General features: G+C 73.8%; 14 protein-coding genes. 5 read left to right on the top strand and 9 right to left on the bottom strand.

All coding sequences use genetic code 11. From position 1 onward, the window contains the following. Positions 1-56 precede the first annotated feature (56 nt). Positions 57-518 carry a MarR family winged helix-turn-helix transcriptional regulator gene (locus ACWD35_RS30805; RefSeq protein WP_451354611.1) on the top strand — a complete coding sequence of 154 codons (462 nt, stop codon included), beginning with the start codon at positions 57-59 and terminating at the stop codon, positions 516-518. 22 nt (positions 519-540) lie between these two features. Here ACWD35_RS30805 and ACWD35_RS30800 read toward each other — a convergent pair whose 3' ends face one another. Next, the gene (locus ACWD35_RS30800) at positions 541-741 is read right to left on the bottom strand and encodes a DUF2191 domain-containing protein (RefSeq protein ID WP_451354610.1); all 201 of its coding nucleotides are present in this window, start codon (positions 739-741) and stop codon (positions 541-543) included. Positions 742-801: 60 nt separating this feature from the next. Next, the gene (locus tag ACWD35_RS30795) at positions 802-1,776 is read right to left on the bottom strand and encodes a phage baseplate protein (RefSeq protein ID WP_451354609.1); all 975 of its coding nucleotides are present in this window, start codon (positions 1,774-1,776) and stop codon (positions 802-804) included. Positions 1,777-1,940: 164 nt separating this feature from the next. Between ACWD35_RS30795 and ACWD35_RS30790 the strand changes: the two genes are divergently transcribed. Further along, positions 1,941-2,675, top strand: a complete 735-nt coding sequence (locus ACWD35_RS30790) for an SIR2 family NAD-dependent protein deacylase (RefSeq protein ID WP_451354608.1) — start codon at positions 1,941-1,943, stop codon at positions 2,673-2,675. A gap of 7 nt (positions 2,676-2,682) precedes the next feature. On the opposite strand, the gene ACWD35_RS30785 is transcribed toward ACWD35_RS30790, so the two are convergent. The 7 genes from ACWD35_RS30785 to ACWD35_RS30755 form a co-directional block, all read right to left on the bottom strand. After that, positions 2,683-3,201, bottom strand: a complete 519-nt coding sequence (locus tag ACWD35_RS30785; RefSeq protein WP_451354607.1) for a methylated-DNA--[protein]-cysteine S-methyltransferase — start codon at positions 3,199-3,201, stop codon at positions 2,683-2,685. Positions 3,202-3,212: 11 nt separating this feature from the next. Further along, complete coding sequence (locus tag ACWD35_RS30780) at positions 3,213-4,697, bottom strand: AlkA N-terminal domain-containing protein (RefSeq protein ID WP_451354606.1); 1,485 nt, start codon at positions 4,695-4,697, stop codon at positions 3,213-3,215. An 87-nt stretch (positions 4,698-4,784) separates the two neighbouring features. After that, positions 4,785-6,332: a hypothetical protein gene (locus ACWD35_RS30775; RefSeq protein WP_451354605.1), complete on the bottom strand. Its 1,548-nt coding sequence runs from the start codon at positions 6,330-6,332 to the stop codon at positions 4,785-4,787. Between the two features lie 43 nt (positions 6,333-6,375). After that, complete coding sequence (locus tag ACWD35_RS30770) at positions 6,376-7,968, bottom strand: protein kinase domain-containing protein (RefSeq protein WP_451354604.1); 1,593 nt, start codon at positions 7,966-7,968, stop codon at positions 6,376-6,378. Next, positions 7,965-9,725, bottom strand: a complete 1,761-nt coding sequence (locus ACWD35_RS30765) for an FHA domain-containing protein (protein WP_451354603.1) — start codon at positions 9,723-9,725, stop codon at positions 7,965-7,967. Before ACWD35_RS30765 ends, ACWD35_RS30770 begins: the two co-directional genes overlap by 4 nt. A gap of 8 nt (positions 9,726-9,733) precedes the next feature. Next, on the bottom strand, positions 9,734-11,182 hold the full coding sequence (locus ACWD35_RS30760; RefSeq protein WP_451354602.1) for a hypothetical protein: 1,449 nt from the start codon (positions 11,180-11,182) through the stop codon (positions 9,734-9,736). Between the two features lie 264 nt (positions 11,183-11,446). Continuing rightward, positions 11,447-12,316, bottom strand: coding sequence for a methylenetetrahydrofolate reductase (locus ACWD35_RS30755; RefSeq protein ID WP_451354601.1), 870 nt, complete (start codon positions 12,314-12,316; stop codon positions 11,447-11,449). A 284-nt stretch (positions 12,317-12,600) separates the two neighbouring features. Between ACWD35_RS30755 and ACWD35_RS30750 the strand changes: the two genes are divergently transcribed. Genes ACWD35_RS30750 through ACWD35_RS30740 form a run of 3 tightly spaced genes read left to right on the top strand, consistent with a single transcriptional unit; the run spans position 12,601 to position 15,456 of the window. Beyond that, on the top strand, positions 12,601-13,302 hold the full coding sequence (locus ACWD35_RS30750; RefSeq protein WP_451354600.1) for a B3/B4 domain-containing protein: 702 nt from the start codon (positions 12,601-12,603) through the stop codon (positions 13,300-13,302). A gap of 14 nt (positions 13,303-13,316) precedes the next feature. After that, positions 13,317-14,825: a MocR-like pyridoxine biosynthesis transcription factor PdxR gene (gene pdxR / locus ACWD35_RS30745; RefSeq protein WP_451354599.1), complete on the top strand. Its 1,509-nt coding sequence runs from the start codon at positions 13,317-13,319 to the stop codon at positions 14,823-14,825. A 43-nt stretch (positions 14,826-14,868) separates the two neighbouring features. Next, complete coding sequence (locus tag ACWD35_RS30740) at positions 14,869-15,456, top strand: thioredoxin domain-containing protein (RefSeq protein WP_451354598.1); 588 nt, start codon at positions 14,869-14,871, stop codon at positions 15,454-15,456. Positions 15,457-15,458: the final 2 nt, after the last annotated feature.

The following is a 15,458-nucleotide window of genomic DNA, read 5'->3' as shown; positions in this document are numbered from 1 at the left end:
AGGCACGATGCCGTATTGCATCACGAGCTTATATAAGCATGCGATACATTTCCAGGGTGAACGAACCTCAGAAGACCGGCCGGGACGCTGACTTGAATGTCGACGAACTCACCGCGGCCATCGAGAACTTCAACCGCTTCTACATCCGGCTGCCCACCGTGCAGCAGCTGGCGTTCACGACGCTGTCGGTGCTGGACACGCTGGCCTTCCGCGGTCCGCTGCGGACGACGGAACTGGCGAGGACGGAGCAGATCAGCCAGCCCGGGATCACCCAGCTGGTCACCCGCCTGGAGCGCGACGGGCTCGTGGAACGCCGGCGCGACCCGACGGACGGGCGCGCCGTCCTGGTCCACATCACGGAGGAGGGCAGGCGGATCGGCCGGTCCCGGCACGACGACCGGGCACGCCAACTCCGCCCGCTGCTCGACGAGTTGACCCCCGAGGAACGTGAGGCGCTGGCCGCGGCCGTCCCCGTCCTGTCCCGCCTCGCGGAACTCGGCCTGGGGACGCGCCCCTGACGCCGCCGACCCCCGGTGCCGCTCAGCCCTCCGGATCCCGCGGCTTGGCATCCACCTCCCGAAGGGCCTCCTCCCGGGCGGCGATTCGCGCCTCCGTGCGGTGCCCGCGCTCGATGTAGTCGCGCACGACGAGTTCGACCGCGTCCTGCGGGTTGTTCACCCCCGCAAGCACCATGACCTCAACGACGAGCTGGGCATCGAGCGAGACACTCACCTTGGCCATACGGGGAAGCTAGCACCGCCGGGGCCGACACTGCCTGACCCTGACGCTCCGTCAGCTCTTTTAGACCAGATCCTTCTTGTAGAAGATGCTGGAGCGGCGGTCGCCCTCGTCGCCGGTGGCGAAGCCGAGGAAGAGGCGGGACTCGCCCGTGTCGGTGCGGTAGACGGCGAGGCCCTCGGGTTCCCGCCAGTGCAGCGTGGAGCCGGCCTTGGTGAAGATCGGGCCCTGGGCGATCTTGCCGGTGTTCACGTTGATGCTGGTCAGGTAGGTGTTTCCGGGGACCGGGTTGGAGGCCGAGTAGTGGTCGCCCGTCTGGAAGTACATGTACGAGCCGTAGAGCGTGTAGCCCTGGGCCGTGCCGGGGATCGACGGCGGGGTGAACTTGGCGACCGGCCTGCTGAAGTCGCCGCGGTCGGTGTCGGAGAGGTTGTAGACGGCGATGTGCTTGGCGCCGTCCTTGTGGTAGCGGACGATCATGCGCTTGTACACCGGGTCGATGGAGCAGGTGTACTCCGAGGCGCCGGATATCGGCTGCCACCGGCCGAAGGTCCGGGACGACGCGTCGAGGGTGGTGCCCGCGCGGTACTTGATCACGGCGAGCTTGGTGCCGTAGCCGTTCCCGTTGGCCTCGCACTCGATCCACAGGTAACTGTCGCTGCCGCTCGAGCGGACACCGAAGGCGACGCCGTGGCCGAACCCGTTGAGGTGCATGTACGAGACGTAGTTGCCGTGCAGGTCGAGGTGGCTGATGCACAGGTCACCGGCCGACTCCGGGCTGCCGGTCCGCTTGGCGGCGACGAACAGGCGCTTGTTGACGGAGTCGAAGGCGAAGCTCTGCTGGACGCGGTTGCTGTGCAGCTGCTTGCTGCGGAACAGGTCGTAGGAGGGCTTGGACAGGTCGAAACGCTTGGTCGCGGCCACCGACGCGGACGCGCTCTGGGCGCCGAATCCGAGACCGAGCGCGGCGAGACCCGCGCCCGCGCCGGTGCGCAGAAGCCCTCGACGGGTGGGGAACGTACGCGAGTTGAGCTCCACGTGGCCTCCTGGGAAAGGGTAAGGGAATTCCCAAGACCCTATGCGCGGAGCTCGGGCCGAGGTGTCAGCAGGCCTGGTGGCAGCTGGTTTGTGGCACGTTTGCGACAGACGGACGCACCCGAATTCCGCTCGCCTCCTGCAAACCGGCGTCCTACCCTCGGGCCATGAACAAGCCCCTCGTCGCCATCCTCAGTGGCGCCGGTGTCTCCACCGATTCCGGAATCCCCGACTACCGCGGGCCCAACGGGCTGTGGCGGCGGGATCCGGAGGCCGAGAAGCTCGTGACGTACGAGTACTACATGAGCGATCCGGAGATCCGGCGGCGCTCGTGGCAGATGCGGCGGAAGAACCGGACGCTCAAGGCCGAGCCGAACGCCGCGCACCGGGCCGTGGCCGAGCTGGAGCGGTCCGGTGTGCCCGTGCGGGTGATCACGCAGAACGTGGACGGGCTGCACCAGCTCGCCGGGATGCCCGCCCGCAAGGTGCTCGAACTGCACGGCACCGCCCGCAGTGTCGTGTGCACGAAGTGTCATGCGCGCGGCCCCATGGAGGACGCGCTCGCCCGGGTCGAGGCCGGCGAGGACGACCCGCCGTGCCTGAAGTGCGGCGGCATCCTCAAGTCGGCGACGGTGATGTTCGGCGAGCGCCTCGACCCGGTCGTGCTCGGCGAGGCCGTGGCCATCACCAAGGCCTGCCAGGTGTTCATCGCCGTCGGGACAAGCCTCCAGGTGCAGCCCGCCGCGGGACTCGCCGGGCTCGCCGCCGATCACGGCGCCCGGTTGGTCATCGTCAACGCCGAGCCGACACCGTACGACGACCGCGCCGACGAGGTCATCCGTGAGCCCATCGGCGTCGCCCTGCCCGAACTGCTGCTCCGGTTGAGCAGCGGGAGCGAGTAGGACGGGCCTAGAACAGCGCGGCTCCCCGCTCGAAGTCGAGCAGGCGGCGTTTGCGGTCCAGGCCGCCGCCGTAGCCGGTGAGGCTGCCGGACGCGCCGATGACGCGGTGGCAGGGCACGATGATGCCGATCGGGTTCTTGCCGTTGGCGAGGCCGACCGCGCGGGACGCGCCTGGGTTGCCGAGGGCGTCGGCGAGTTCACCGTAGGAGCGGGTCTCGCCGTACGGGATGCGGATCAGCTGGTCCCAGACGCTGCGCTGGAACGGGGTGCCGTGCAGGCGGAGTTCGAGGGAGAAGTCCTTCAACTCACCTGCGAAGTAGGCCGTCAGTTGTTCCTCGGCCTCGGCGAAGAGGGTGTCGCCTCTCCCCCACGCTCGGCTTCGCTCGCGCGGGGGGACCCCCATGCCGAAGGTCTCCTCCGAGGGGCGGTGGCGCTGGTCCGCCATGTAGAGGCCGCACAGGATGCCGTCGTCGGCGACGAGGGTGAGCGGGCCGTAGGGGCTCTCGATGACGGTGTACTGCTTCATCTCCAAACTCCTTACACCGGAAGAAAGTTGATCGGGTGGCTGTCGGTCGCCCACAGGTACTGGACGGCGTAGGCCCGCCAGGGCCGCCAGGCTGCCGCGCGGGTGGTGAGTGCCGCCGGGGTGGACGGCAGGCCCAGCTCCTGTGCGGCGCGCCGGATGCCCAGGTCGGTGGGGAGGAAGGCGTCGGGGTCGCCGAGGGCGCGCATCGCGATGACGTCGACCGTCCAGGGGCCGAAGCCGGGCAGGGCGAGCAGCCGGGCGCGAGTCTGGGGCCAGTCGGACTCGACTCCCAAGTGGAGGGTGCCGTCGGCCAGTTGGCCGACCAGGGTGGTGATGGTGGTACGCCGGGTGCGGGGCATGGCGAGGGTCTCGGGATCGACGGCGGCCAGCGCCTCGGGGGACGGGAAGAGGTGGGTGAGGCCACCCTCGGGGTCGTCCAGCGGTGTGCCGTGCGCGGTGACCAGGCGGGCCGCATGGGTGCGGGCGGCAGCCGTGGAGACCTGCTGCCCGAGCACCGCGCGGACGGCGAACTCGGCCTCGTCGACCGTGCGCGGCACCCGGCGGCCCGGGGCCTTGTCGACCAGGGGCGCGAGGAACGGGTCCGCGCGCAGCTGGTCGTCGACGGCGACCGGGTCCGCGTCCAGGTCGAGCAGCCGGCGGCAGCGGCTGATGGCCACGGTGAGGTCGCGCAGGTCGCTCAGGGTCAGGCGGCAGGCGATGTGGTCGGGGCGAGGGGCGAGCGCGGCGATGCCGTGCCCGTACGGCAGCCGCAGCGTGCGGCGGTAGGCGCCGTCCCGCCACTCCTCCACGCCGGGTACGGCAGTGGCGGCGAGGTGGCCGAAGAGGTTGTCGGGGTTGAGCGGGGCGCGGAACGGGAGCCGTAGGGAGAGGGTGCCCGGGGTGGTCGTCGCCGCGGTGTTCCTCGGCACCCTGGCGCGCAGTTCGCCCGGGGCGAGGGCGAAGACCTCGCGCACGGTGTCGTTGAAGGTGCGGATGGAGGAGAAACCGGCTGCGAAGGCGATCTCCGACATGGGCAGCGGGGTCGTCTCGATGAGCAGCCGCGCGGTCTGGGCGCGCTGCGCGCGGGCCAGTGCGAGGGGTCCGGCCCCCAGCTCGGCGAGGAGCTGCCGCTCCACCTGCCGGGTGCTGTAGCCGAGCCGGGCGGCGAGTCCGGGCACGCCCTCGCGGTCCACGACGCCGTCGGCGATCAGCCGCATGGCCCGGGCCACCAGGTCGGCGCGCCGGTTCCACTCCGGGGAACCCGGGCTGGTGTCCGGCCGGCAGCGCTTGCAGGCCCGGAAACCGGCCTGCTGGCAGGCTGCGGCGCTCGGGTAGAACGTCATGTTCTCGGGCTTGGGCGGGACCACCGGGCAGCTGGGCCGGCAGTAGATGCGGGTGGTCAGGACGGCCGTGAAGAACCAGCCGTCGAACCGTGCGTCCTTGGACTGCACGGCGCGTACACAGTGCTCCCGGTCGAGGTGCATCCCTGTCTGCATGCGTCCAGGATCGAGCACCGCGGCACCCGTCCGCTGGCGGGAATCCGACACGTACGTGGCCGTGGCCAGGGCCGCGGCGGTTTTGGTTCAGGAGCAGGCGTAGCTGAAGGTCGCCGCCGCCTCCAGCGGGCGTGGCCGGTGCGCGATCCGCAGGCGCGCGTTGCCGCGGAAGCGGCCGGGGCCGCGGACCGTCCAGCGCAGGTGCACGCGGAGCGTGCGCTCGCCGCGGCGAGCGGTGCTGACCAGCTCCCCCGAGTCGTGCCCGTCACTGCGGAGCCAGCGGTAGGTGACGGGGCCGCCCGTGCCGTCGGTGGTCACGACACCGACGAGATCGGCCGTCTGACCGCAGCGCAACTCCTCGGCGGGGGCATGGACCCGCACGGCGAGGACGGCCGGGGCCGGCGTGGGGCGCAGGAACAGCCAGAGCAGGACGGCCACGATCGCTGCGAGAGCCACGAGGCCGGCCCAGGCACGGCGTCTGCGCCGGGGGCGGCGCGCGGGGGCCGGGGGCACGGCGGACGCCGGGCCGGACGGGACGTGCGCGGCGTCGAGGGGCACGCCGGGTCCGAACCGGAGAACGATCTCACCGCCGTCCTCTGCGAAGGGGTCCGCCGCAGCACCGCCCCGGTTACGCCGGCCGAGCGTGGTGGCCTGCTCGTCCGGGACGGCGTCGTGCCCGGCGGGCGCCGAGGGACGGCGGGCACGGCCGAGCACCGTGGCCTGCCCGTCCGGCAGAGCCGGGCCGACGGGACGATCGGTGACGGGGGGCGGGGCGGCCGGGACGGCGGCGGGAGCGCCCGCCGCCGCGTCGCTGGGCGGCGCGGTCGAGCCGGCGGCGCCGTCGGCCGGCGATCGCGGCTGATGCGGAAGCGTGGCGAGCGGAGCGAAGTCCGGGCTCGTCCTGGTTGCCGCCGTGCGCAGTGCTGTGCGGCGGAGGAAGTCCGACGGGAGGCAGGCACGGCCGGACACCAAGGCGGTGCGGGCCGCCGCGAGGCCCTCGGTTTCGGCGGTGGTGGCGCAGCGGGTGAAGAGGTCGGCCGCTGGGGTGCCCGCGGTGGCCCAGGCGGCGCCGAGGGTCCGGGCCAGAGCGGCCCAGGCCTGGGTGTCGGCGGCCTCGGTGTCGGCCGTGGTGAGGTCCGCGGCCGGTGTGTCGCCCAGCGCCGTGGCCAGTGCCGCCTCGGCCAGCAGGGCGACGCCGTCCGGTGCGAGGACCACGGTGCGGGGGCCGAGCGAGCCGTGGGCGAGGCCTGCCGCGTGCAGGGCGAGCAGGGTCTGCGTGGTCTCGTTGAGCACGCTCGCCGCGCTGCCCGCGTCCGGGCGGGGGCCGTCGGCCGAGAGCACGTCCGCGAGGACGGGCGCCGGCGGCCGGGCCGTGATCAGCCAGACCTCGCCCGCCTCGGCGACGAGGTCGACCGTGCCGAGCAGTCCGGGCAGCCGGAGCTTCGCGGTGGCGAGCACCGCCGTGGCCAGGCGCTCGCGCGTGCCCTCGGGCGTGAGCAGGGCGTGGTCGACGCGCAGCGCGCCGCGCACCGGTTCGCCGGGCTGTGCCGGGAGCAGGGCGTGCCAGGTGCCGTGGCGCGCGTCCCGGGTCCAGGCGGACAGGGGCAGGCCGGCCACCGTGGTGGCTGTCGTCATCTCGATCCGATCTCGTCGTGGCTGAGGGGCGGCGGGGCGGCGCTCAGCACGGCGGTGCGTCCAGGGACGCGGTCTGGGGGCCGTTCGCGGACGGCGGGTCGCTGGTGAGGGTGACGTCCCAGGTGCCCCGGCACGGGTGGTTGGAGAAGTCGGCCTCGAAGGTCACGGTGTACCGCGTACTGCCGGACAGCGGCTGCGTCTGCGAGCCGTAGGGCTCGGCGGGCGTGTCGACGTAGTAGTTCGCCGTGACGGTCAGCGGCCCGGTGCCCGTGGTCTCGACCGTCACCGCCGCGACCACCGTGCCCGGCCGCTGCCCGCGCTGCCAGGAGCCGACGGTGATCGTGACCGTACCGGCGGTGGCCTCGCTGGGCGAGGCGCTGATCGGCGTCACCGTCGGCGCGGTCGTGCCCGTGGACGGGGTGGGCGACAGGGACGACGGCGAGGGCGACGCCGAGGACGGGGACGACGACGGGCTGTCCGAGGGTGTGCCGGAGGGCGACGCGTCGGCCGTCGGCGAGGCGGACGCCGACGAGGATGAGGGCGAAGTGCCGGGCAGCGTCGGCGAGTTGACGGGAGACGGGGTCGTCACCGCCACGGTCGTCGCCGTCTCGTGCGGGCGGTCCTTCGCGTACGTCGCCGCCCCGCCCGCGACGATCACGAGCGCCGTCGCCCCGGTCGCCGCCTTCCAGCCGCCGCGCTTGAGGCGGCCCAGCAGGGTCAGGGCGCGGGCCGAGCCGTCGAGGGTCGCGGTCGCGGTCAGCGGGAACAACAGGGCCAGCAGCGCGGCCAGTTCGGCGAGCCGCCGTCGGCCCCGCTCCTCCCAGCCCGCGCCGTAGCCCTCGGTGGCGCACCGTTCGAGGTCGGCCAGGAAGGCCTCGACGCCGGGCCGGTCGGCCGGGTCTTTCGCCAGACCGGCGCGCAGCAGTGCGCGCACCGGCTCGGGTACGTCGTCCAGCGGGACGGGGGCGCGCAGGTGCTGGAGGCTCAGTGCGGTGATGTCGGCGGCGGCGAACGGCCGCCGTCCGGTGAGGCATTCGAAGAACACCACCGACGCCGCGTACACGTCGGCGGCCGGTCCGGCGGCCTCGCCCTGCCACTGCTCGGGCGCCATATAGGCGGGCGTGCCCGCGGCCTCGGTCTCCCGGCCGCTGCGCACGGCGATGCCGAAGTCGGCGAGCGCGCTGCTGCCGTCGGCGCGGACCAGCACGTTCTCCGGCTTGTAGTCGCGGTGCACGACTCCGGCGGCGTGTGCCGCGCCGAGCCCCAGCAGGGAACCCTTGAGCAGGGCGAGCGCCGCCTCGGGTCCGGTCGTGCCGTGCCGGTGCAGCAGCCGGCGGAGACTGACCCCGTCGACCGCCTCCATGACGATGGCGGCACCGGCGCGCGCCTCGACGTACTCGTAGAGCCGGACCACGCAAGGGTGCCGCAGCTCGCCGAGCAGCCGGCCCTCGGCACGGAAGCGGGCGAGGAACTCCCGGTCGCCGTACAGGCGTTGGCTGAGGTACTTGATCGCGACGGGGGCGCCGGTCGCGGTGTGCCGGGCCAGTACGACCCGGCCGCCCGCTCCCTCGCCGAGGGTGCGCAGCGGCTCGTAGCCGGGCACGGCCCAGCCGGTCCCGTCCGGTGGCTGTGTCATGCCGTTCCCTCCACCGGAGCGCCGGAGACCGTGCCGGGGAGCGCTGCTCCGCGCGCCTGGCGGCGGCGCCGGATCAGGCGGGTCAGCGCGCGTACGGGCGCGGACCACACCGGGAAGGTCACGAGCGCGACCACGGCGGTCTCGATCACGGTGGTCCACGGTGCGGCCAGCCTGCCGTCCAGCAGGTCGCCGATCCGGGAGCGCCAGGCCAGCACGGCCAGGGCGAGGAAGCCGTAGGTGCCGGCGACGACGGCCAGGCCGTAGGCGGCCATGCCCGCCTGGCGCGGGCCCGGCCGGTTGCCCGCGCGCAGGTCCCGCCACAGGCCGGTACGGAAGTACGCGCTCGCCTCCTCGCGCAGCCGCGGCACGCGCAGCGCGTCGGTCAGCGCCTGGTAACCGTCCAGCGGCATCAGGGGGTTGAAGTTGTAGAGGGTGTTCAGGTAGAGGCCGAAGGCCAGGTGGTAGAGGACGGCGGAGGCCGGTCCGGCGGGCAGCAGGGCCGCGCCCGTCGCGCACCAGCCGGCCAGGGCCGCCGTGGACAGCGGCCCGGAGAGGGCCACCACGACGCGTGACCAGCGGGAGCCGAACCACATGTCGCTGGTGTCCACGAACGCGAACGGCATGCCCATCATCAGCAGGAACCCGCCGCGCCGCACCGTGCGGCCGTACGACTTCACGGCGAGCGCGTGGGTCAGTTCGTGGACGAGCAGCGCCGTCACGTATCCGGCGATGAGCAGCACGGGGCCCCACGCGCCCGCTCCGCCGAAGTCCAGCAGGCGGTGGTGTCCCTGCGCGGAGAGGAACGCGACGAGGCCGCCCACGACGGACAGCCAGCCCAGCGTCACCCCGGTGCGGGTGAACAGCCGCCAGCCGAAAGCCTGGTAGAGGCGGGTGACCAGCCGGTCGAGGCCGGGTACGGACACCTCCAGTTTCAGCAGGGCGCGGTGGACCGCACGTGCCGCGCGACGCAGGCCTTTCGGCTGCTCCGTCTCCGGGCGGCCCGGCAGGCCGCGCAGCAGCCCGGCGTCCGCGAAGGCGGCCAGCGCGGACTCGATGCGGGGCAGGGCGAGTTCGCCGTAGCGCTCGGCGTACGCGAACAGCAGGTCCCGTACGGTGTTCTCGCCGTCGGCCGCGTGCCACAGGAAGACCTGGCGTTCGTCCAGCTCCAGGTAGCGCCCGGTGCGGGTGCTGCTGAGCACCCAGCGGGGCTCGCCGCCGCCGCTGGGCACCTGCTTCAGCGCCCAGCCGGAGCGGCGGCGGGGGCGCGCGGTGAGCGGGCCGGTCGCCTCCGGGGCCTCCTCCTGTGCGGGGGTGGGGAGTTGGGTCAGCTGGGTGCCGACGACCATCGTGCGCGAGCCGATCCGCGCGTCGCGCGGCTGCTCGAAGACCAGGCGTACGTCGCCCACGGACAGTTCGGTGCCGTCGGCGAGGCCGGCCGCTCCGCCGTGCAGCTCGACGCCCGCGACCGCCGTGCCGTTGAAGGAGTCCAGGTCCTCGATCCGGAAGCCCTCGGAGCTACGGACGATGCGGGCGTGGCGGCGCGAGACGCTGCCGTCGGCGAGGACCACGTCGTTGTCCGCGCCGCGGCCCAGTGTGGTGACCGGGCCGGTCAGCGGGACCAGCAGGGCGGGGTCGTCGAGGCCGCGCAGCTGGGGCGCGGCGTACGCCGTGGGGGCCGCGCCGCGGCGCAGGGTGCCGCAGCGCAGGCAGTACGGGAAGTCGCGCCGCGTGTGGACGCGGCAGACATGGCAGAGCATGGGGTGGCTCAGCCTCCGCCGGAACCGCTGAGGAAGGTTCCGCCGTTGAAGCCGCCGTCCGCCTCGGGCGCGGAGGGCGTCATGCGGGTGGCCGCGCCGCCGACGCCGGGCAGGTCGATGCCGCCGCGCACGGGCGTCTCGGCACCGCCGAGGGAGCCTTCGCGGCCACCGCCGCCGCTGCCGAAGCGTCGGCCGTTCTCCGAACCGCCTACGCCGTCGTCGCCGCTGCCGCCTTCACCGCCGCCGGGCCCGCCACCACCGCTGGGCCGACGGCCGTTCTCCATCGGATCCGCGCCACCGTCACCACCGCCCTCACCGCCACCACCACCGCCGGGCTCACCACCACCGCTGGGACGACGGCCGTTCTCCATCGGATCCGAGCCGCCCTCACCACCGCCACCGCCACCACCACCGCCGGGCTCACCACCACCGGGCTCACCACCGCCACTGGGACGACGGCCGTTCTCCATCGGATCCGAGCCGCCCTCACCACCGCCACCGCCACCACCGTCGCCGCCACCACCACCGGGCTCACCACCGCCACTGGGACGACGGCCGTTCTCGCCGGCGCCCTCACCGCCACCGCCCTCGCCACCGCCACCGCCACCGCTGTCGCCGCCGCCGTCCTCGCCGCGGTCGTAGATGCCGCCGTGCCCGAAGTGACCGGCGTCGCCACCGTCTTCGCCACCGGCCCCGCCGAAGCCACCGTGGCCGCCGAAGTCGCCATGGCCTCCGAAGTCACCGGATCCGGCACCGCCGTCACCGAAGCCGCCGAAACCACCGTCAGTCCCGCCGAATCCACCGTCGGCCCCGCCGAAACCACCCTCGCCGAAACCACCGTCGGCGCCGCCGAAGCCGCCGTGGCCGAAGCCGCCGTCGTTCCCGTCGCCGAACCCGCCGAAGTCTCCCTCGGCGCCCCCGGCATGGCCTCCGAGACCGCCGAGGTCCGTGCCGTCCCCCCCGTTCTCGAAGCCCCCGAAGCCGCCGAACTCACCGGATCCGCCGAACTCGGCCGCGCCGCCGCCCACTTCGCCCGGGGAGCGCTCGAACAGCTCGCCGCCCAGCAGGCTGTGGGCGCCGGTCGAGGACGCGTCGACGCCGCCGAAGCCCTCCTGAACGCCGGTGTCCACGGGCACGTCGGAGTGCGCCGGGACCTCGGTGTTCGCGGCCACGTCGGTGTGCGCAGGCGCCGCCTCGGTGTGCGCCGGAACGTCGTGGTGGGCCAGCGCGTGTGCCGCGCTGCCGAAGAACAAGGAGGACTTGGACAGTCGCGGGTCGAGTGCGGCCGGTCCCCCACCGGCCGCGGACTCGATGCGCAGGGAGCGGAGTGCGTCGACCTGGGCGGGCGTCAGGCCGAGTCTTCGGGCCACCTCGGCGCTGTCGCCGTCGAGTTCGGCTCTGAAGCCGGGGTCGGCGGCAAGCCGGATCATGGCAGCACGGTAGGCGTCGTCGGTCATGGCTGAGGTCTCCGTCGGTCTGCGGGCGGTGATGCCGATCGCGGCGGAGCCGAGGATCCCCCTGGTCGGCGGCAACTGCCATTTCCGGCCATCCCCGCCGATACCTGCTGGAGACGTTATAGAGGTCGCGCCATGAGCAGCGCAAGAGCTACGAGCTGGACATCCGGGGCGGTTTCGCCCAGGTCGGGCGGTGCGACGGCGTACGCCGGCCGATCGAATACGGCCATCGCGGACGGCGACGGCACTCGGGCCCCGGCAGCCGCCTCAGCCCGGCACGTCTCCCTGCCGGAACCCGGCGATCCACTCCGACGTGGCCCGCAGCCCGCCGAACGTATAGAAGTGCACCTTCACCGCGCCGTGGCGGGCGGGGTCGTACTGCCGGGCCAGGGCGTGCAGGAAGCGGTCCGGGCCGGTCGTACCCATGAGGTTGGTCAGCGAGAAACCGTACTTGCGGGCCACGGAGGCGCCGACGCCGAAGCGGGTGGCGTAGCCGAGCAGCCGTCGTACGCCCGCCGGGCCGGGGACGCCGATGCGGACGGGCAGGTGGACGCCCCGCGCGCGGGCGGCCTCCAGCCAGGCCAGGACCGGGTCGACGTCGAAGCCGAACTGGGTGATGACGTCGCCGGAGAGCTGTTCGGCGCCGAGGGCCGCCGTCTTGTCGGTCAGCGCCGACCACAGCGCGCCGTCGGCTATCGCGGGGTGGCCCTCCGGGTAGCCGCTGATGCCGATGTGACGGGCGCCGTGGTGCTGGAGCAGCCCGGTGCGGATGAGCGCGAGGGCGTCCTCGTAGGGGCCTTCGGGGCGGGCCGGGTCGCCGCCGACCACGAACACGTTCTCCGCGGTGCCGTCCGCCGCCAGCCCGGCCAGGAACTCCTCCAGGTGGGCCCGGGAGGGCAGCCGTCGGGCGGAGATGTGCGGCACGGGGACGAAACCGAGCCGCTTGACCGCGCGGGCGGCGGCCAGCCGCATGCCGAGGTCCTCGCCCGCGAGGAAGGTGATGTTGATCCGGGTGCCCTGCGGGATGCCACCGGCCGCCTCCTCCAGCGCGGGCACGTCCTTGCCGGTCATCTCCAGGGAGAAGTCGTCCAGCAGTGCGGTGCCCACCGCGGGCGCGGCAGGGAGAGCGGGGGTCATCGTGCTCCTTGTGCGAGGGCGTGCGCGCTGGTGGCGCGCGATTTGTGCGCTGGTGAGGCACCATGCCGGGGGTGTACGGCGGTGGGCCCGATCCCGGCCGATGATGCCACGCGGGCCGGGTCCGGCCCGGGCCAGGGGGCGGGCAGTGTGTGCGCCCCGCTGGGCGGCGGCCGGAACAGGGAGCCGAATATGGACCTGTCGTTCGCGCCGTCTTTGGCCCTGGCAGGCGGACCACACCCCCGGCAGGGTGGGAGACCCCGATCCGACCGGAGGTCTGTTTCACCATGCGATTCCGGCACGCGGACGCCGTCTGGTCCGCCTTCCCCGAACTCGCCGCCGGCGCTCTTCATGCCACCGGGGTCGGCGCCCCCGCCGACACCGGGCCACGCGCCGTCGAGTACACCGCCCGCGCCCTGGCCCGGCTGGCCGATGCCACGGAGGGCGAGTTCCCCGAGGTGCTGGCCTGGCGGCGGACGTTCTCCCGGATGGGGCTCCGGCCGACGCAGTACCGGTGCGCGGCGGAGTCGCTGCTGCGGCGGCTGCGGAAGGAGGGCTCGCTGCCCCGCATTCATCCGCTCGTGGACCTGTGCAACGCGGTCTCGGCGGCTTACGCGGTCCCGGTGGCGGTCCTCGACGCCGACCGCATCTCCGGTCCCCTGCTGGAGGTGCGGCACGCCCGCGGTGACGAGACGTACACGGCCTTCGGCGGCGGCGCCGAGCAGCCCGCGCCCGGCGAGGTGACCTTCGTGGACTCCGCCGGGCGGGCGCACGCCCGGCGCTGGACACACCGGCAGAGCGGCCACTCGGCGGTCGGCGAGCACACCACCCGGATCCTCGTGGTGACGGAGGCCATGCACGACGGCGGCGCGGACGTGGTGCCCGAGCTGCTGAAGACCCTCGCGGAGGAGCTGGCGGCCCACTGGCCCGCCGACACGCAGTCGGCCGTCCTCACGCCGTCCATGCCGTACTTCGGCTTCGGCCGCTGACGGCGCATGACAGCATGAGCGGGGTGAACGCGAGTGAACTCCCGTCCCGCGGCCCGGATTTCCCTTCTCGCGGCTCCGACTTCCTTCAGCTGGCGGTCGGTGACGTGCCGCCCGGCGGGAAGGCCGAGTGGCTGGCCGGCCGGTTGCGCGCGGCGATAGCCGACGGTCGGTTGGGGGCGGGCGGGAGGCTGCCGCCCACCCGTGTCCTCGCCGCCGAGCTGCGCGTCTCGCGCGGGGTGGTCACCGAGGCGTACCGGCGGCTGGCCGAGGACGGTCAGGTGGCGGGGCGGCGCAGGGGCGGCACGGTCGTCGTGGCGGCGCCCGTCACGGCGCCGGCCGCGCCCCGGGAGAGCGCGGCGGGCCCGAACCCGGCCACCACGGCCGGCGCACTCTTCAGCCCGGAACCCGGCCCGGAGATCTTCGACGCGCTGCGTGCCGCCCCCGCCGCCGTCGACTTCACCCCCGGCCGCCCCGATCTCGCCGTCTTCCCGCGGGCGGCCTGGCTGCGGGCCGAGCGGGATGTCCTCGCCGGGCCGGCCGCCGACAGCCTCGGCTACGGCGACCCGCGCGGCGCCCCCCGGCTGCGCCGGGCCGTCGCGGGCTGGCTGGCGCACAGCCGGGGTGTGCGGGTGGATCCGGACGAGGTGCTGATCGTGGCGGGTACGGCGCAGGCGCTGACCTTGCTGCACCCGGTGCTGCGGGCCGACGGTGTCGACGCCGTCGCCGTGGAGGATCCCGGCTCGCTCGGCGCCCGTCAGCACTTGCGCAACGGAGGGCTGGCCACCCCGCCGGTGCCGGTCGACGAGGACGGGGTGCGGGTGGACGCGCTGCGGGCGAGCGGCGCCCGCGCGGTGCTGCTCACTCCCGCGCACCAGTTCCCGACGGGCGTGGTGACCAGCGGCGGACGCCGGCGCGAACTGCTGGGCTGGGCACGGGACGGCGGGCTGATCCTGGAGGACGACTACGACGCGGAGCACCGCTACGACCGCCCGCCGGTCCCGGCGCTGCACGGCATGCTGGCCGACCGGGTGTGCTACATGGGCAGCGTGTCGAAGCTGCTCGCGCCCGCGCTGCGCATCGGCTGGCTGGTGCCGCCGCCCCGCTACCGGGCCGCGCTGGTGGAGGCGAAACGCTTCAACGACCTGGGCAACGCGGTGCTGCCGCAACTGGTGCTGGCCCGGCTGATGGAGTCCGGTGAACTGGAACGGCATCTACGGCTGCTGCGCGGGCGCCATCGCAGGCGGCGCGACGCGATGATCGCCGCCGTCGCCGCGCGCCTGCCGGGCGGGACCGTGCACGGCGCCGCGGCCGGTCTGCATCTGACGGTCACGTACGCCTCGGACGTCCCCGACACCGCGCTCGCCGCGGCGGCGCTCGCCCGCGGTGTGAAGGTCCAACCCCTGTCGTGGCACCGCCAGTTGCCCGGCCCTCCCGGCCTCGTTCTCGGCTACGCGGCCACGGCGCCGGGTGTCATCGCCGAAGGGGTGGAGCTGCTCGGCGCGGCCCTGCGTGAACTGGCCTGACACTCCGGTCGTGCCGTTTGTCTGCTTATGGCAGGCTCGAACCATGACCATCCCGGTAAACACGACCGGTGCGGACGACGCCACGGTGTACTACGGAGACCTGGACAGCCCTCATGAGCTCCAGGTCTTCCTCGAACTGCGGGACCGGGCGAGCCAGCAGATGGCGGAGAGTCTGCTGGGCACGTTCCGGCAGGCCGCCGACGAGGGCAGGTTCGTCGTCAAGTTCCATTTTGCGGCGCTGATCGACGACACGGTCGGCGGCAGCGGTTCGCAGCGCGGCCTGAGCGCGCTCGGCGCGGCGGGCGACGCGGGGCAGCGGCAGTTCATCGAGTACCTGGCGGTGCTCTTCGCCGAGCAGCCGTTCCCTCCGGGGTACGACCGCTTCGCCGACACGGCGGTGCTGCTGGATCTGGCGGGCCGGGTCGAGGGGCTGCGCTCTCCCGACTTCGACCGCAAGGTCTCGGGCGAGACGTATCTGACCTGGGCGGGAGAAGCTGTCGGCAGTTTCGACTCGTTCGGTGTCGTGGGCACCCCGGTCGTCTGGTACGACAAGGAGGTCGTCCCCGTCGTACAGGTCGGCGGCGGCCCGGCGATCACGCCCCAGGACTTCCTGGCCCAGCTCCCGCGCTGAGC

The organism is Streptomyces sp. NPDC002671 (assembly GCF_053592475.1).
The sequence above is the reverse complement of the archived record's forward strand: the minus strand, read 5'-3'. Positions and strand labels throughout refer to the sequence as shown.